Origin of the sequence: Shinella sp. WSC3-e (assembly GCF_945994535.1) — a bacterium.
Taxonomy (GTDB): domain Bacteria; phylum Pseudomonadota; class Alphaproteobacteria; order Rhizobiales; family Rhizobiaceae; genus Shinella; species Shinella yambaruensis.
This window is the reverse complement of record NZ_OZ000536.1, coordinates 266,284-281,654: the sequence shown is the minus strand read 5'-3', so window position 1 is coordinate 281,654 and position 15,371 is coordinate 266,284. Positions and strand designations below refer to the sequence as shown.

17 protein-coding genes are annotated in these 15,371 nt (G+C 62.8%); 5 read left to right on the top strand and 12 right to left on the bottom strand.

Annotation, left to right across the window (positions count from 1 at the left end; translation table 11 throughout):
- Positions 1 to 94: 94 nt before the first annotated feature.
- Both AABF56_RS35295 and AABF56_RS35290 read left to right on the top strand, forming a co-directional pair.
- Complete coding sequence (locus AABF56_RS35295) at positions 95 to 352, top strand: WGR domain-containing protein (RefSeq protein WP_114048293.1); 258 nt, start codon at positions 95 to 97, stop codon at positions 350 to 352.
- Positions 353 to 493: 141 nt separating this feature from the next.
- Positions 494 to 772 carry an HU family DNA-binding protein gene (locus AABF56_RS35290; protein ID WP_272791909.1) on the top strand — a complete coding sequence of 93 codons (279 nt, stop codon included), beginning with the start codon at positions 494 to 496 and terminating at the stop codon, positions 770 to 772.
- A 41-nt stretch (positions 773 to 813) separates the two neighbouring features.
- Here the strand turns inward: AABF56_RS35290 and AABF56_RS35285 are convergent, their stop codons facing one another.
- Together AABF56_RS35285 and AABF56_RS35280 are read right to left on the bottom strand one after the other, a co-directional pair.
- Positions 814 to 984 carry a hypothetical protein gene (locus AABF56_RS35285; protein WP_272791908.1) on the bottom strand — a complete coding sequence of 57 codons (171 nt, stop codon included), beginning with the start codon at positions 982 to 984 and terminating at the stop codon, positions 814 to 816.
- A 307-nt stretch (positions 985 to 1,291) separates the two neighbouring features.
- Complete coding sequence (locus AABF56_RS35280) at positions 1,292 to 1,609, bottom strand: DUF736 domain-containing protein (RefSeq protein ID WP_210057624.1); 318 nt, start codon at positions 1,607 to 1,609, stop codon at positions 1,292 to 1,294.
- Between the two features lie 626 nt (positions 1,610 to 2,235).
- On the opposite strand from AABF56_RS35280, the gene ltrA (AABF56_RS35275) reads away from it, so the two are divergent.
- Entirely contained in the window at positions 2,236 to 3,762 is a 1,527-nt protein-coding gene (gene ltrA, locus AABF56_RS35275) for a group II intron reverse transcriptase/maturase (protein ID WP_272809205.1), read from the top strand.
- Between the two features lie 741 nt (positions 3,763 to 4,503).
- Entirely contained in the window at positions 4,504 to 6,030 is a 1,527-nt protein-coding gene (gene ltrA / locus AABF56_RS35270) for a group II intron reverse transcriptase/maturase (RefSeq protein ID WP_272809205.1), read from the top strand.
- A gap of 924 nt (positions 6,031 to 6,954) precedes the next feature.
- Here ltrA (AABF56_RS35270) and AABF56_RS35260 read toward each other — a convergent pair.
- The 4 genes from AABF56_RS35260 to AABF56_RS35245 form a co-directional block, all read right to left on the bottom strand.
- Positions 6,955 to 7,359, bottom strand: a complete 405-nt coding sequence (locus tag AABF56_RS35260) for a type II toxin-antitoxin system VapC family toxin (RefSeq protein ID WP_064334948.1) — start codon at positions 7,357 to 7,359, stop codon at positions 6,955 to 6,957.
- Positions 7,359 to 7,601 carry a type II toxin-antitoxin system VapB family antitoxin gene (locus AABF56_RS35255; RefSeq protein ID WP_272791906.1) on the bottom strand — a complete coding sequence of 81 codons (243 nt, stop codon included), beginning with the start codon at positions 7,599 to 7,601 and terminating at the stop codon, positions 7,359 to 7,361. The genes AABF56_RS35260 and AABF56_RS35255 overlap by 1 nt, the downstream gene beginning before the upstream one ends.
- Positions 7,602 to 7,746: 145 nt before the next feature.
- Positions 7,747 to 8,667 carry an ArdC family protein gene (locus AABF56_RS35250; RefSeq protein ID WP_272791990.1) on the bottom strand — a complete coding sequence of 307 codons (921 nt, stop codon included), beginning with the start codon at positions 8,665 to 8,667 and terminating at the stop codon, positions 7,747 to 7,749.
- A gap of 324 nt (positions 8,668 to 8,991) precedes the next feature.
- Positions 8,992 to 9,579 carry a hypothetical protein gene (locus tag AABF56_RS35245; RefSeq protein ID WP_272791905.1) on the bottom strand — a complete coding sequence of 196 codons (588 nt, stop codon included), beginning with the start codon at positions 9,577 to 9,579 and terminating at the stop codon, positions 8,992 to 8,994.
- Positions 9,580 to 10,104: 525 nt separating this feature from the next.
- Here AABF56_RS35245 and AABF56_RS35240 point away from each other — a divergent pair.
- Complete coding sequence (locus tag AABF56_RS35240; RefSeq protein ID WP_272791904.1) at positions 10,105 to 10,410, top strand: alkylphosphonate utilization protein; 306 nt, start codon at positions 10,105 to 10,107, stop codon at positions 10,408 to 10,410.
- A gap of 9 nt (positions 10,411 to 10,419) precedes the next feature.
- Here AABF56_RS35240 and AABF56_RS35235 read toward each other — a convergent pair whose 3' ends face one another.
- The 6 genes from AABF56_RS35235 to AABF56_RS35210 form a co-directional block, all read right to left on the bottom strand.
- The gene (locus tag AABF56_RS35235; RefSeq protein ID WP_272791903.1) at positions 10,420 to 10,635 is read right to left on the bottom strand and encodes a hypothetical protein; all 216 of its coding nucleotides are present in this window, start codon (positions 10,633 to 10,635) and stop codon (positions 10,420 to 10,422) included.
- Complete coding sequence (locus AABF56_RS35230; RefSeq protein ID WP_272791902.1) at positions 10,632 to 11,006, bottom strand: hypothetical protein; 375 nt, start codon at positions 11,004 to 11,006, stop codon at positions 10,632 to 10,634. Before AABF56_RS35230 ends, AABF56_RS35235 begins: the two co-directional genes overlap by 4 nt.
- Entirely contained in the window at positions 11,003 to 11,890 is an 888-nt protein-coding gene (locus AABF56_RS35225; protein WP_272791901.1) for a DUF7007 domain-containing protein, read from the bottom strand. Before AABF56_RS35225 ends, AABF56_RS35230 begins: the two co-directional genes overlap by 4 nt.
- Positions 11,887 to 12,360 carry a hypothetical protein gene (locus AABF56_RS35220; RefSeq protein WP_272791900.1) on the bottom strand — a complete coding sequence of 158 codons (474 nt, stop codon included), beginning with the start codon at positions 12,358 to 12,360 and terminating at the stop codon, positions 11,887 to 11,889. The genes AABF56_RS35225 and AABF56_RS35220 overlap by 4 nt, the downstream gene beginning before the upstream one ends.
- A gap of 99 nt (positions 12,361 to 12,459) precedes the next feature.
- On the bottom strand, positions 12,460 to 14,304 hold the full coding sequence (locus AABF56_RS35215) for a ParB/RepB/Spo0J family partition protein (protein ID WP_272791899.1): 1,845 nt from the start codon (positions 14,302 to 14,304) through the stop codon (positions 12,460 to 12,462).
- 566 nt (positions 14,305 to 14,870) lie between these two features.
- Entirely contained in the window at positions 14,871 to 15,308 is a 438-nt protein-coding gene (locus tag AABF56_RS35210; RefSeq protein WP_272791898.1) for a hypothetical protein, read from the bottom strand.
- Between the last annotated feature and the right edge of the window lie 63 nt (positions 15,309 to 15,371).

Sequence of the window (15,371 nt, the reverse complement as noted above, 5' to 3'; positions counted from 1 at the left end):
GGAGGGGAAAACCATCAGCGAGATGAATCAATCACGCAGGATCGATTCATGGAAGTCGTTGGACGCTGCTTCAAAACGAAGCGAGAATCCAATCATGGAAAACGAGGGGACAGGCCAGATTCATCTTCACCGTATCGACGCGGCCCGGAACATGCGTCGCTTCTATACGCTTGCGATCCAGCCGACGCTGTTCGGCGGCGCCTCCGTCATCCGCAACTGGGGCCGGATCGGATCTAGCGGCCAGACGATGATGGAAACCTTCGACGGCCAAGAGGATGCAGACAGGGCGCTATCGCGCCTGGAGCGCACGAAACGAAAGCGGGGCTATCGCGACGCCCACCGCGCCAAATAACAGACCTTGAACAGCCCGAGCCTGCTTGTTTCCTGTGGTTTTCTCGCATCTGCCAACACTTCCAGCATTCGCGCCTCTATCGGCGCCGCGTCTTCATCGTCATAGCTGAAGGACAACCACCAGCAGAGGAGACTGTCCTTCATGACTACCACCAACGAAATCGCCGACAAGATCGCATTTGAGCAGAACCTGACCAAGACACAGGCCAAGGCCATCGTCGAAAGCGTGTTCAGCCAGATCGCAGAGGCGGCAAAGAGCGGCGCGGAAACTTCCATCCCATCCTTCGGCAAGTTCAAGATCAAGGACACGCCGGAACGCGAGGGCCGCAATCCCGCAACCGGTGCGACGATCAAGATCGCCGCTTCGAAGAAGCTGACGTTCACGCCCGGCAAGGCGGTCAAGGACGCACTGAACGGCTGAGGCGAGTGGGCTGCTGAGATCGGCAGCCCTATGGAAGTCTCCTAGAAAGGAGGCTCCCCGCTGATACGGCCGTCCTGTTCGGCCTCAACGGCCGCAAGCTCGGCCTGCGCCAGTTCCAGCTCCACCGCAATCTGGCAGCGCTCGCTCGCGTCCAGAACGGCCCTGAGCTCAGCTTTCAGTTCCTCGATTTGCATTTCGAGAGAAATCGTCATCGTCGTCTCCTTGACGCTTGTGAAAGACGACGCCGCGCGTCATCGCGGAGCGGAGGAGTCCAGGATCGCGGAACGCGACCGCCGGAGGCGGCGAGCGGGGGAGCCGAAATGCGCCAGCATTTTGGGGGTACCGCTCGTGCTGGACGCCTTCGGTCCGCCATGGCATTCTCGGACGAACTGAGCAGACCCCCCAGCTCTCCGGATGGCACCCGAAAGGCCGGAAGCGGGCTCGATGCCCGCGACCGGCTTCCTCAGGCGACATAAGAAGAAGAGCCCCGCCCGGTGGCGGAGCTCCTGGGCGTGGCGATCAAGCCTCCCGCTTCGGGCGGTTCCAGATGAGGGCGTATTCGCCTTCCTTCTCGCTCGGCCACAGGGCCGCGGTGATCGGGGCGTTGAAGCTCGGGTCGTCCAGCTTGACCGAGATATATTCCTCGCCGTCGTTGGAGACCGCCTTCCAGCCTGCGCCGACCTCGACACCGTTGCCGGCGGTGATACGGAAGTCCGGGGCGTCGCGCGAGACGCGCTCGATGGGGTTGAGGCGGACCCGCATGCTGACCGTGAGCGTGCGCACGTTGCCGATGATCGAGTTGTTGCCGTTGGTGGTGAATTCGCCGATGACTGCCATTGTCGTGATCCGTGCGCCAAGAGTGACGGCTGGAAACCGTCACGCGCACTTTTTGCCCCTGCAGGGTGGGAGACCCTGCCGCCAACGCGCCGCAAGCGCGGGGGCTGAAGCAGACGGGTGAGGTAAGCCGGGTGCCTTCGGCAAGCCATAAATAAGCAGAACCCGTCAAAGTCGGACGGCCAGGGACTTCCGCCCGTGGCCGGTCCGGCAAGCATGCCTGTTATGGGAAGAATAATCGAACCGATGTTTGAAGCCTCGTTGCAACATGGAACCTGCCAAGCCGGAAGTGGGCAGGTCGGTCGAAAGACCGGAGAAGCGCCGATCTCCGCTGGATTACCGGGGATCAGGGGCGTGCGCGGTCGCGCGCGTCAGCCAGCGGCCCAGCTTGCGGTGGCCGATGGCCGGAGTTCTCACGGGGTAGAGTCGGTCCCTAAGGCAGGCGAAGGGACAACAGGTGAACTTGGGAACCTTGCCGTGTTCTCTCCCGCCGGACGGCGCGAGATGATCGAGGCGACCGATGATCGGCGCGGCTGGGGGCGGAGTCTTCGTAGTAGTCCGAGGGCGGGAAAGCCGTCCACATGGCGAAGGGAGACAGTGAGTGAAGCAAGCCGGCAGGAGGTGGGCCGATGAAGCCCGATGCGGTGAATACCGTGTTCGTCCTCGACATGCAGCGCAAACTTCACAGGTGGAGTGTCGCGGACGCCGACAAGGTGTTCGCGGATCTGTTCAACATCGTATGCGACCGCAGGACGCTCTCGGAAAGCTGGCGACGCTTGTCCCGTAACAAGGGCAGTCGAACACCGGGAACCGATGGCGTCACGCGGAAAACGGTTGAAGAGCGGCCGGGCGGCGCTGTGCAATTCGTCGAGGATATCCGAAATGAGCTGCGCGGCGGCACATATCGGCCCGAGCCTGTCCGGCAAAGGCTGATCCCAAAACCGGGCAAACCCGGCAAGGTGCGTCCACTCGGCATTCCAACGCTCAAGGACCGACTGGTACAAATGGCTTTGAAGCTCGTGCTGGAACCGATCTTCGAGGCGGACTTTTATCCGACCTCATACGGCTTCCGGCCCGGCAGGAGCACCCATGATGCGCTGGCGAACATCCAGCGTCATTTGCACCCCACACCCAGCGGCACCTCCGAGTACCGCTTCGTGATCGAAGGGGACATCAGGGGCTGCTTCGACGCCGTCGATCATCATGTGCTGATGGAGCGAGTACGCTGCCGTGTCGGAGATCGAAAGGTTCTCTGGCTCGTACTCGCCTTCCTGAAGGCCGGTGTCATGGTCGAGGGCTCCGTCCGCCACCCTGTCACGGGCACCCCGCAGGGTGGCATCATCTCGCCGTTGCTGGCCAACATCTATCTGGCTGCCATTGACGAGAGGTATGGACGGTGGTCGATGCGTCCTCGCGAGCGACCGCAGAATGCAGCCGATCGGCGGCTTTACGACCGCCGGAGAAACAGGCCGACATTCTTCGCCGTTCGATATGCCGACGACTTCGTCGTGCTGACGGACGGAACACGTGAGGAAGCGGAGACCGAAAAGCTGGCGCTAGCGCAGTTCCTACAGCAGGAATTGCGCATGGAACTGTCGATGGAAAAGACCAGGATCACCCAGGTTGGGGAAGGCTTCGACTTCCTCGGCTATCGGGTAGTGCAGACCAAGGCTCGCCGCACCGGCCGTATGGTCGGCAATCTCTTCATACCGAAGAGCAAGCTGAAGGATCTGCGCCACAAGATCAAGGTCAGGGTGAAGGAGACACCGACAGGTCAATCCCTTGCCGATCTCATCGAGAGCCTCAACCCGGTCATCACCGGCTGGCGAAATTACTACCGCTACGCCACATGGGCCACGCGGGACTTCTCCGGTCTGGATTGGTGGCTATGGGAGCGCATCGGGCGATGGCTGCGCAAGAAGTATCGAAAGGCGACATGGCGTGAGCTATGTCGCCGCTTCCGTGCAACAGCACCCGACAGCCGCTGGCGATGGGTCGACGGACCGAAATCGCTGCGGTTCTTCCGGGAGGGCGGGTCAACCCGCTTCCCGTTCCGGGGCATACGAATACCAAACGGATGGAACGACCCTGACGAGAAGTTCCGAAAAGGAGCTGATCGCTTCTGGGCATCGTTCGACACCCTCATGTCCGTGTGAGGGCCACCCGTGGCGATAGCCACGCATGGAGAGCCGGTGGCTTGGAAAACTTGCACGTCCGGTTCGGCGAGAGGGGCGCAGAAACCACCTGCCGCGAGGCAGGCAGGCGCTGTGCTCCTACTCTACGTGCGCCAAGAGTGACGGCTGGAAACCGTCACGCGCACTTTTTGCCCCTGCAGGGTGGGAGACCCTGCCGCCAACGCGCCGCAAGCGCGGGGGCTGAAGCAGACGGGTGAGGTAAGCCGGGTGCCTTCGGCAAGCCATAAATAAGCAGAACCCGTCAAAGTCGGACGGCCAGGGACTTCCGCCCGTGGCCGGTCCGGCAAGCATGCCTGTTATGGGAAGAATAATCGAACCGATGTTTGAAGCCTCGTTGCAACATGGAACCTGCCAAGCCGGAAGTGGGCAGGTCGGTCGAAAGACCGGAGAAGCGCCGATCTCCGCTGGATTACCGGGGATCAGGGGCGTGCGCGGTCGCGCGCGTCAGCCAGCGGCCCAGCTTGCGGTGGCCGATGGCCGGAGTTCTCACGGGGTAGAGTCGGTCCCTAAGGCAGGCGAAGGGACAACAGGTGAACTTGGGAACCTTGCCGTGTTCTCTCCCGCCGGACGGCGCGAGATGATCGAGGCGACCGATGATCGGCGCGGCTGGGGGCGGAGTCTTCGTAGTAGTCCGAGGGCGGGAAAGCCGTCCACATGGCGAAGGGAGACAGTGAGTGAAGCAAGCCGGCAGGAGGTGGGCCGATGAAGCCCGATGCGGTGAATACCGTGTTCGTCCTCGACATGCAGCGCAAACTTCACAGGTGGAGTGTCGCGGACGCCGACAAGGTGTTCGCGGATCTGTTCAACATCGTATGCGACCGCAGGACGCTCTCGGAAAGCTGGCGACGCTTGTCCCGTAACAAGGGCAGTCGAACACCGGGAACCGATGGCGTCACGCGGAAAACGGTTGAAGAGCGGCCGGGCGGCGCTGTGCAATTCGTCGAGGATATCCGAAATGAGCTGCGCGGCGGCACATATCGGCCCGAGCCTGTCCGGCAAAGGCTGATCCCAAAACCGGGCAAACCCGGCAAGGTGCGTCCACTCGGCATTCCAACGCTCAAGGACCGACTGGTACAAATGGCTTTGAAGCTCGTGCTGGAACCGATCTTCGAGGCGGACTTTTATCCGACCTCATACGGCTTCCGGCCCGGCAGGAGCACCCATGATGCGCTGGCGAACATCCAGCGTCATTTGCACCCCACACCCAGCGGCACCTCCGAGTACCGCTTCGTGATCGAAGGGGACATCAGGGGCTGCTTCGACGCCGTCGATCATCATGTGCTGATGGAGCGAGTACGCTGCCGTGTCGGAGATCGAAAGGTTCTCTGGCTCGTACTCGCCTTCCTGAAGGCCGGTGTCATGGTCGAGGGCTCCGTCCGCCACCCTGTCACGGGCACCCCGCAGGGTGGCATCATCTCGCCGTTGCTGGCCAACATCTATCTGGCTGCCATTGACGAGAGGTATGGACGGTGGTCGATGCGTCCTCGCGAGCGACCGCAGAATGCAGCCGATCGGCGGCTTTACGACCGCCGGAGAAACAGGCCGACATTCTTCGCCGTTCGATATGCCGACGACTTCGTCGTGCTGACGGACGGAACACGTGAGGAAGCGGAGACCGAAAAGCTGGCGCTAGCGCAGTTCCTACAGCAGGAATTGCGCATGGAACTGTCGATGGAAAAGACCAGGATCACCCAGGTTGGGGAAGGCTTCGACTTCCTCGGCTATCGGGTAGTGCAGACCAAGGCTCGCCGCACCGGCCGTATGGTCGGCAATCTCTTCATACCGAAGAGCAAGCTGAAGGATCTGCGCCACAAGATCAAGGTCAGGGTGAAGGAGACACCGACAGGTCAATCCCTTGCCGATCTCATCGAGAGCCTCAACCCGGTCATCACCGGCTGGCGAAATTACTACCGCTACGCCACATGGGCCACGCGGGACTTCTCCGGTCTGGATTGGTGGCTATGGGAGCGCATCGGGCGATGGCTGCGCAAGAAGTATCGAAAGGCGACATGGCGTGAGCTATGTCGCCGCTTCCGTGCAACAGCACCCGACAGCCGCTGGCGATGGGTCGACGGACCGAAATCGCTGCGGTTCTTCCGGGAGGGCGGGTCAACCCGCTTCCCGTTCCGGGGCATACGAATACCAAACGGATGGAACGACCCTGACGAGAAGTTCCGAAAAGGAGCTGATCGCTTCTGGGCATCGTTCGACACCCTCATGTCCGTGTGAGGGCCACCCGTGGCGATAGCCACGCATGGAGAGCCGGTGGCTTGGAAAACTTGCACGTCCGGTTCGGCGAGAGGGGCGCAGAAACCACCTGCCGCGAGGCAGGCAGGCGCTGTGCTCCTACTCTACTTTCCGGTTTGCTCGAGCCGCGCCCACCGCGGCCTCGATGGCGGTGTAAGGACCGATGGCGATCGACGCCGCACCCCGGGGGGCCGGAACGTGAGTGGAGGACGGCCGGGAGCGGCTTTCTTGGTTACCGCGAGGAATGCGAACGCAGTTCGCAGGGGAAGAAAGTTGCGGACGGCCGTTGCGGGATGGCGATCGAGACGAAGTCGTCCTTCGGTCACACCAGATCCATCGAGGTCTGCGTGGGTGTGGCCCGCTTCAATCGAGCAAGGAACACCGATCATGGCCCGGAGTTCATCGGCGATCCCCGACGGCGACCGCGGTGATGGCACCGCTCTCTCACGATGGCTCCCGTCCGCACGGCTCGCCGTGTCCGTCGATCCCTCACCGACGCCCCATCCGCATCATGTCCATAACGAATGCGCTGGTCGGCGCCGATCTTATGGCGGCTCTTCCATCGCGCGCGTATCCTCGGACAAGCGGGCAACCCGGGTTTCACGGCACCTCCCTGGAGGGCGGTCGAGAGGAAGGAATGGGAGCGCTTCGAAACCAACAGGCTCGCGGCATGCCTATATCGACCACACCAGATCCGCCGTCGCGCGGCGGGGCTCGTTCCGCGTGCCTGCCGACTTCGCCCGCCCGATCAGAAGGGCCTACACGTGACGATCGCCGACACTGCACCGCGCCGTTAGACGTCGCTCGGCGAAATGAGCTTCGGCCCTCTCGTCGGGAGTGTCGGCCCGGGAATCTTCCAAGGCCTCCTGCACCTTCGCCCGAAACCAGCCATCATGGCCGGCCGCGTCAGGGTACGGTGTCGACGTCTGTCTGTCTGAACTCATCTGCCGTCGCCAGAATGGGTACGTTATAATATTTGGCGCATGCATAATGCAGGCAGTCACCGAGATTGAGGCCCCGGCGGCCCGCGCGATAGCGATGCGCGGCGGAAAGAGCGATCCGGGTAGTCGCGTCCGCAGGCGGGAGATCGCGGATTTCGATTCCGCGCTCATCGAGGAACTCGATGACGATCGGTTCTACCTCCGCCACGGCGAGGCCGAACTTGTCGGAGCGGGCAAGGCCGAGCACCGCTTCAAGCACGGCAACCGGGGATGTGAAGGCGACCTTCGCGGACGCGATCGCATTGGAGACACGCTCCGCTTCCGGCTCGTCGGAGAGGAGCGCTATGATGGCGCAGGCATCGACGAACATCAGCTTTCCCACAGTTCGTCGTAGGCTTCGTGCGGAAGCGGCTGTCTCTGAGCCTCATCGAGTTTGACGCCATGTTGTTCGCGGAGCCGGGCAGCGGTTTGCAGCGGCGTCTCCTCGTGACGGCGGCGTTCGATCGCCTCTTTCATGGCAATCACGATCGCATCAGTAATGCTGACGCCAGCCATATGCGCGAACTTGCGCGTGAGCGCGTCCGCTTCAGGATTGTTGACGTTGATCGGCATGGGTCACTCCATGTAGATAAATTCAAGAAATAATGTAGATCGGCTCGCCCATATCTGCAAGGTTTCTCCAACAGATGAATCGAAGCTCGCACGGCCGGATGAGGAAGGCCGGTCGCCCTCCCCATCGATGTTCGGAGCGTCACCATCAGGCAGCCTTCCGCTCCGCATTCGGCTGGAGGTCATGAAGATAGGCGACAGCGCGTTGCGCATGTGCGGCCGCCTGGAAGATTGCCCGGCGGTCACCGTCGAGCAGCTTCAACCACGAGGCCACATAGCTCGCGTGATCGGGCCGCGGCTCCAGCTCGGGCACGATTCCGAGATCGGCGCAGAGGAAACATGCCCCTATGTCGGCACAAAGCTCTTCGCGCGCGCGATCCGTGCGATCCTTGTGATAGCGGCTCAAATCCCGATTCAGCCGGTGGCTTGCGCCGACCCAGTGGGTGACCTCATGTCCGAGGACGGCGTAATAACTGTCGGCATCCCGGAACGTCTCGAAACCCGGCATCTGAATGCTATCGCTGGATGGCTGATAGAAGGCCTGTGACCCACCATGCCGGATCACCGCGCCCGTGTTGGCGAAAAAGCGGTCCGCGTACTCGATGCGCCCGAGCGGCTCTGCGCCCGGTTCCGGGCGGTGATAGTAGTGATCCGGAAGCCCCTCGATTTGATCACAATTGAACACCGTGTACGCCTTGAGGAACGGTATGTCGCGCTCGACTTCACCGCCGCCGGCATCCTTCTCGGTCTTCGTGAAGCGGCTGGCGTAGACGACGGTCGCGCCGCTCTCGCCCTTGCGAACATGGGCGCCGAGTTCGTTCGCCTGGCGCAGCGTCATCCAAGTCGCCGACATGAACCCGCTGGCGATACTCTCGGACCAGAGCAGGAGGACATTCAGCCCCGTATATGGCTGGCCGTTATGGCGCAGCGGCCGGGTGATCCGGCCGGACATGTTGCCGGCACTCCAGGGCTGCACCCACGGGCGCACGCCCTTCTCCAGATCGGCGACAATGCGCTCCGTGATCCGCGCATAGATGTCAATCCTCGCGCTTGCTGATTTCCTGCTCATCCTTCTGACCTCCGTGTGAGGCCGCGCCCATCGCGGCCCCGTCGCGGAGGGTCGATGGCAGGAGCGGTCGGGCGGCATGCGCACCGGAACGGCCGGAACGAAGAGAAGGACGGCGTAGCCGTTGCGCCTGCCGCCGGCTCCTGCAGGACCGACAGAAGGGACGGGCCGCGATGGCGCCTGTCTCTCGCCCCGATTTCTTTCTCTCTCTCACCTCTCCTGATGCGACTTCGCCGCGACGTCGAAACGCGAAAAGCCGCCCCCCGTGAGGAGACGGCTTCTTCCTGGATACGATGAAGGCGGAGCCGAAGCTCCGCCAGGTCGGCCTCAATCGAAGGCCGACATCTGCGCCGCGGCCGCCTTGCGGTCGAGGGACTGGCCCGGATTGTCGACAGGCCGGTCGAAGGGCTTCCATGCTTCGCCAACGATCTGCTCGTAGGCGGCGACGGCACTTTCGGCGGCCATCCGCAGCGCGTGCGCCTGAACGCCCATGTCGGCCGCGAACTCGCGCTTGCGCTGGGCGGCGCTGTCATAGCCGACGGGACCGTCGAGATCCTCGTCGCGCGCATCGGCGACACCCTTAGCGGTGGCGTCACGCGCCTCGCTGACGGCGCGGGAGTAGAACTGGCCCGCGCCATGAGCGGATCCGACATACGCTCCAACGATGCGCTGCAGATGGATCTGCATCGCCCGTTCGCTTAAGCCCTCGGAGAGTCCTGTGGCGGTTTCGATGATCAGGCGCTCGTGCATGTCGCGGATGCCGTCGCTGTCGAGAATGGCGGTCCCGAAGCTCTCGGCGATCCGGAGCGCCTGCGCTTCATCGGGGCATGTGAGGCGGACCATTTCGATGGTGGCGCCCTTGCGGAGCTGGACGACTCGGGCGGATTGGCGGGACTGGGTTGCGGACTTTGTCATGGTGGTTTCCTTCTCGGTTTCCCCGAAGCGGTTCGGCCCCCTTGGCCGATCTGCCCTTCGGTGCGGTCAAGAGGAGCCGGCGCAAGCCGGGCGTTTCAGGGTCCGGGCAGGCCAGATCGAGCGGAGCCGGTGCGCGAGCAAGCGGGTCTTTGAGACCTGCGAGGCCCGCGTTCCTGCTCTGCGACAAGCGGCATGACCGGCCGCCCCGCGGCGCGACAGCGGCCTTGAAACGACCGGCAGCCGGTTCAGACCGCAACGAAACCGAAGGGCGGAACGGCCAAGGGATCGACATCGGATGCCAGAGCCGAAGAGGAAACAAGGCAAGGCGCGCCAAAACCAATTCCCATCTGCCGGAAGAGCTTCGCTCACCAGGACCGGAATGCTTTGACGGCCCTCCTGATGTCCGCTGGTCTGCGAGGCGCCCTCGATGGGAAAGCGGCGGTTTGCTCTCGGCGGCTTTCCGCGATAGATGCGCTCCTGACATGCGGGACCCTTGCAAGGTCTCCCAGGGAAGGGGCACGACAGATGAGCGACCAGAGCAACGACGATTACGTCTATGACGAAGCAACCGGGGAATGGCAGCCGGCCTCCGAACTTGCCGCGGAGAAGGCGAAGACAGCCGAAGTCCGGGATGCCTCCGGCAATATTCTAGCCGACGGCGACTCCGTAGTGCTGATCAAGGATCTGAAGGTCAAAGGCGCCGGCCAGACACTGAAGCAGGGCACCGTCATCAGGTCGATCCGGCTCACCGATAATCCGGAAGAGATCGATTGCCGCCACGACGCGATCAAGGGGCTGGTCCTGCGCACGGAATTCGTGCGCAAGCGCTGACGGGATGCGCTACCGTTTGGGCAAGCGGTAACGATCAAGCCAGGTGGGGCCGTGCGTGTTGCGAAGTCGGCGTAATATCCCGACATCGTCATGGGGCGCTTCGCCCATCCAGGCGTTGTTCAGGATGCGCTTCCACGAACGCCCGTGTCTGGCGGCATAATGCTGAAGGGCATTCACCTCTTCCTCGGTCAGAGGTGGAAGGGGCTCGGCGTCGAAGCGCCTCATGGCGCGCTCCTCTCACGACGGTGATGACGGCATCCTCGTTCCGGACCCCGAGCGGAAGCATTAAATTCCGGTCGCGCCTGGAAAGCGGCGATGGCCGCCTCCTGGCGCGCGAGCTTGCGAGCAAGAGCATCGATCTCCGGCTGCCGTTCCGCGGTGATCGCCGCCAGACTGGAGCGATAGCGGGCGAGGAAGGCTTCCGGCGCGGGCGGTTTACCCCGCCGGTATCCGCTTCGGCGCCGCCCGAGCGACGGGATGAGAGCCGTCATCTTGGCGGTAATCTGCCGGTCGATCATGTCGAGCTGGCGTTGAGTCTGGCGGCGGGCCTCTTCCATCCGGAAAAGCAACTCCTGACGTTCCGGGGACCGGGTCATGACGTCTCCCTCCCCTGCCAGACGACAAAGCTCGATGGCCCGTCATAGGACCGATGACGATCGACATCGATGACGAAACCGAAGCGGCCCGGCTCGTATTCACTAGATGGCACGAGAAACCGTCGTTCCCCGGCATTGTGCTCCCGCTTCCCGCCACGCGTGGCGATCACTTCGATCATGCCGGGATGATGATCGGAGCGAAGGGCGGAGATGACGATCCAGTCACCGGCATGGGCCGCCTCGAAAGCGCGACGGTCCTTCACATGGGACTCCCCCGGCGCAAGGGTCGTGACGAAGATCGTTTCCCAGGCGTCGGGCCACCATTCCTTGATGGACCGTTCCGCGCACCGGCGTTCGAACGCGGTGAACAGATGGGGGAAGGTGATCGCGACGATCGCCCAGGCGGAGTCCTCCTCATAGAAGCCGTCTTTCGACCGCAGCAGCGGGTGAACCTTTCGGTTGCGCTCGGCCGAGAGCTTGAAGCCGCCGTGCCCGGCGGTGGAATGGCACTCGATACCCTGCGCATAGACGGTCGTGCGCTGCGGCATTCCCCAGGGCGTATGGACACGGGTGAAGATCTCGCAGCGGCCAAGTGCCTGCCGTTCGCGCTGATGTTCGGCGTTCTCGATCACGCGTGCACGAAACGCCGCCTCGTCGGCGAGTTCGCCGGAATGGCCGTAGAAGTCGGATCGCCGCCACTCGGCAAGCGGCCGGGCGATCTTACCACCGAGGCCAAGATAGTGCCGCCCATTACGGCCGGGCACCATCGCGAACGCCGTATCGGCGACACGGGCGACCGGAAAGCCATCGGCGGATCGCCCAAAAGAGACCTCCGGATATCCGGAGGTGTCATTGGCTTCGGTCATGACAGGGCTGGTGTTCATGCTGCCGCCCTCCCTTCCACGACGTCGGCAGCGACCTCGTCCGCAGTGACGACCTCCAGCACGGCATGAGGATAGCCGTGTCGGGACAGCCATTCCTCTGCGGCTCGGCGGTTCGCTGCGAGATGGACGAGCTCGGCATTGTCGCCGGCGCGATCGAACACGCGGCAACTGCCGATGGCAGGGCGTTCTGCAATCGTGAACGTCAGACGGGTCTCCAGCGAGAAAGTCCAATGAACGCGGATTGTGATGACGCAAGCAGCACCTTGGTCGTCTTCATGAAGCGTGAAGCTCGCGGGCAGGATGCTGCTGCCTGAGCCAAGTTCTCCCTGTTTGCGGATCAGGCGGCCGCTGCTGTTATTGCTCTGCCATGCAGACAGCTTCCTGCGATGGCGTTCGGGTGGCCGCGGCGCGCCGTCCGACCAGGCGATGATCGAGCCGATGGGTGCCATGAATGCGATATGCGCGGACATGCAAGTTCTCCCTAAGTTTCGAGGGTTGCGCAAACGAAACCGCCGCCGATGGAGATCACCGGCGGCGGAACATCATTCGGAAGGAAGTGAGGCGTGCGGCTATTCCGCCGCGATGCAATAGGCCTCCTGCTCATCGTCGAGATCGGTTGCATCAGGAGCATCGTCTGACGTGTCGAGCAGATCGGCTTGACCCTCGAACGGATCGAGAGCTTCACCTTCATCTACGACGCTCCCATCAATCGGAGCGCCTTCGCCTGGATCCGTCTCCGCATCGACCGCGGCGCCCTCAACGGGCTCGCCGTCGAGGCCATCCTCTGCGGCGTCAACCTGGGCTTCATCATCGTCAAGAGTATCGGCTTGGCTGATCAGATCGGCGACATCATTCGAATCGGGCGCGAAGAGCGCCGACGAATGGACGAAATGGCCTTCCTTGAAGTGTTCGACCAAAGCCGCACGGGTTTCGCGCACCTTTGGACGCGGCAGGACATTGACCTCCTTCGCTGCCGATTCCAGCGCCTGCCGCGACAGGCACAACAGGAAGTCTTCCGAGCCCATGTTCGTGAGATACCCGTCGGCGCCGATGGCATCGCCGGCGATGCGGGAAACGACACCGCTGTTCGAGATGCCGCGGCGGCAGGACAGGACGTCGATCAGCATGGAGCGGGCGGCGACGCGCACCGTCTCCATATCGAAGGAAAGCTTGCCGTCCCCGGAGAAGAGGCGGGCGGCATGGCGCCGGAAACGCTTCGGTCCGAACACGGTGTCGTTGGAGCCAGAGTCGACGCGGACATTCTGGCCGGCAAGTGAGAGAACGAGCAAGGCCATGAGCATGTCGTCCTCGATCGGCGCGCGGCCGAGCGCCTCATGCAGGGCGTCGGTGCGGAAATCGCCGATCATGTCATGGCCCTTCTGGGTGACGTCAGGGCGCGGCTTCGGCGTATCGATGATCCTGCCGTCATGGAGAACATCGCCCTGCCCGCCTGTCGCGGAGACGCCGCCCTTGCCTTTCGTTTTGCTGTCCTCCGGCATGCGGAAGGCAACCGACTGCACCTTGCCGTCGCGATCGAGATACATGGCCACATGGTCGGACTTCGACGGCTTGCCGTAGACGCGTTCCGCCTTCTTCGGCAGTTCCGGTTGACCCCAGCTGTTGACCTCGACGATCGCGCCCTTCTTCGGAAGGTTATTGGTCATCCATTCCTGCTGGGCGCCGAGGAAAGCCTCGACATTGGTGGTATAGCGCGTGTCTTCGTCGGCCGGCGAAAACAGGTCCTCGACCCACTCGATGCCGTAGGCCGCGGCGAGATCGTCACCGAAGCTTGCATCCTTCGCATACATGCGGGTTTTCGAGAGCGCACGGGAGATATTGTACCAGTCCGCCCGCTCGTTCTTCTTCGGCTTGTGCGCCTTCCACACCTCTTTCTGTTCGTCGAGCGCCGCGGCGGCGACGGTGCGGAGCTGCTGCTCGTTGGGCATGTCGCCGAGCGCCATGTGGTCGAGCATGGCCGGCAGCACGTTGGCGAGTAGCCTGAGTTTCCTGATCTGGCGAACCGGCAGGGCGAGCGCAACGCCGATCCCCTCCTCCGTCCAGCCCAGCGCAACGAGCCGTTCTATGCCGCGCCACTGGTCCACCCCGTTGAGAGGTTCTCTCGCGATGTTCTCGACCATCGAGCGCATGGCACCGTTATCGTTGGCCGCCTCGCGGACGATCACCTCGATTTCCTCGAGGCCGGCGGCGATCGCCTGTCGGACGCGGCGATGACCGGCCTGGATGATATAGCCGTTCCCACCATCCGTCTGCGGCGACACGATCGGCGGCTGGATGATGCCGACCGCCTTCACCGTCGCCAGAAGCAGTGCGTCAGCCTGCGGCGACGATTTGGAACGGCGCGCGTCGTCGGGATTGTCCTTCAGCGCGCGGGGATCGAGTTTGAGGATCTGCATGGGATTTGCTCCTTCCGGGGTTTCGGAACCGGCACATCGCCGGCTCTTGTCCGCCTTCAGTTCTTTCCGAAGACATTTCCCGGACCGCAGGGCGGGCAGACCGGCGCAACTGCGCCCGAGCGGCCCTGCCGGTCAGGGCGAGCGGGGCGAAGCCTTGCGAGAACGACCGGCAGGGTTGCGGAGGGGGCGGTTGAGCGCCAGCGGCGACGGGTCGACCGCTCTGCGAAAGGGTTTTCTCCTTGCTTTCCTCCTCTTACTTTTTCAGACGGGTGAGGGAAACGCGAGGCAGCACACACAATCGAAGGCGCCTGCAGGTTCTGCCTGGCCCATGGTGTAGGGATTTATCCCCTCTCGGATTCGTCGTTGATATCCGTCTCCATGCCGGGCATGGTGGCCGATAAAGAGCGGACATCCTTAGCTGTGACCGTGCTGTCCTTGCGCTCCACCACATACTGAAGGCGCAAAGCCGGGCTGAATTACCGGGCAGGCGGGATCGGCTATATTGCTCAGGTGCAGGAAGACGTCGGAACCACTTGACCTTGCCTGTCTGCGTATGCGTATCACTGCTAGTGGGGTTTTATCAGCGATTGTTTCGCAGCCCATGTTTCATATTCCCGGAGGAGGTCCTCGACTACCGACCACTGCGGATATTTGCTCCGCAAGAGTTCATCGTGCTGGTCCAAGCACGGTGACTCTCGCATAGCACTTTGCCGGAAAGGCTCGAGGGCGCTGTGGCGCATCAAGGCCAGGCATTCAGGCGACGACAGATCGCGTGGCAGGTGTTCCAGCAAGCCGCTGACGATGATCACCCAATTGTTGACGACAAACGGACGACCAGCTTCCTCCACCTGAGCTGTGATCTCCTCCAACATCGACAGCAGCGCGACAAACCGCACGGGCCAGGTTTCGGCAAGGAATTGCGGCGCCATCATCTCGATCGTCCCGCGAATTTCCTCGGGTAGTGCGTCGCAGAAGCCGAGTTTCGAATATTCTATCCGCGCCATTGACTGATCTTGGCATCCTTGACAGCAGATTTCCGCTCTCCGTTGAGGCGCTCCTGCGTTGCC

Excerpts from the sequence above, each read along its gene's own strand:
- AABF56_RS35225 (WP_272791901.1), bottom strand. The coding sequence starts at position 11,890 with ATGAACACCAGCCCTGTCATGACCGAAGCCAATGACACCTCCGGATAT.
- AABF56_RS35210 (WP_272791898.1), bottom strand. The coding sequence starts at position 15,308 with ATGGCGCGGATAGAATATTCGAAACTCGGCTTCTGCGACGCACTACCC.
- AABF56_RS35295 (WP_114048293.1), top strand. The coding sequence starts at position 95 with ATGGAAAACGAGGGGACAGGCCAGATTCATCTTCACCGTATCGACGCG.
- AABF56_RS35230 (WP_272791902.1), bottom strand. The coding sequence starts at position 11,006 with ATGACCCGGTCCCCGGAACGTCAGGAGTTGCTTTTCCGGATGGAAGAG.
- AABF56_RS35285 (WP_272791908.1), bottom strand. The coding sequence starts at position 984 with ATGACGATTTCTCTCGAAATGCAAATCGAGGAACTGAAAGCTGAGCTC.
- AABF56_RS35240 (WP_272791904.1), top strand. The coding sequence starts at position 10,105 with ATGAGCGACCAGAGCAACGACGATTACGTCTATGACGAAGCAACCGGG.
- AABF56_RS35250 (WP_272791990.1), bottom strand. The coding sequence starts at position 8,667 with ATGAGCAGGAAATCAGCAAGCGCGAGGATTGACATCTATGCGCGGATC.
- AABF56_RS35220 (WP_272791900.1), bottom strand. The coding sequence starts at position 12,360 with ATGTCCGCGCATATCGCATTCATGGCACCCATCGGCTCGATCATCGCC.
- AABF56_RS35280 (WP_210057624.1), bottom strand. The coding sequence starts at position 1,609 with ATGGCAGTCATCGGCGAATTCACCACCAACGGCAACAACTCGATCATC.
- ltrA (WP_272809205.1), top strand. The coding sequence starts at position 2,236 with ATGAAGCCCGATGCGGTGAATACCGTGTTCGTCCTCGACATGCAGCGC.
- AABF56_RS35255 (WP_272791906.1), bottom strand. The coding sequence starts at position 7,601 with ATGCCGATCAACGTCAACAATCCTGAAGCGGACGCGCTCACGCGCAAG.
- ltrA (WP_272809205.1), top strand. The coding sequence starts at position 4,504 with ATGAAGCCCGATGCGGTGAATACCGTGTTCGTCCTCGACATGCAGCGC.
- AABF56_RS35290 (WP_272791909.1), top strand. The coding sequence starts at position 494 with ATGACTACCACCAACGAAATCGCCGACAAGATCGCATTTGAGCAGAAC.
- AABF56_RS35215 (WP_272791899.1), bottom strand. The coding sequence starts at position 14,304 with ATGCAGATCCTCAAACTCGATCCCCGCGCGCTGAAGGACAATCCCGAC.
- AABF56_RS35245 (WP_272791905.1), bottom strand. The coding sequence starts at position 9,579 with ATGACAAAGTCCGCAACCCAGTCCCGCCAATCCGCCCGAGTCGTCCAG.
- AABF56_RS35260 (WP_064334948.1), bottom strand. The coding sequence starts at position 7,359 with ATGTTCGTCGATGCCTGCGCCATCATAGCGCTCCTCTCCGACGAGCCG.
- AABF56_RS35235 (WP_272791903.1), bottom strand. The coding sequence starts at position 10,635 with ATGAGGCGCTTCGACGCCGAGCCCCTTCCACCTCTGACCGAGGAAGAG.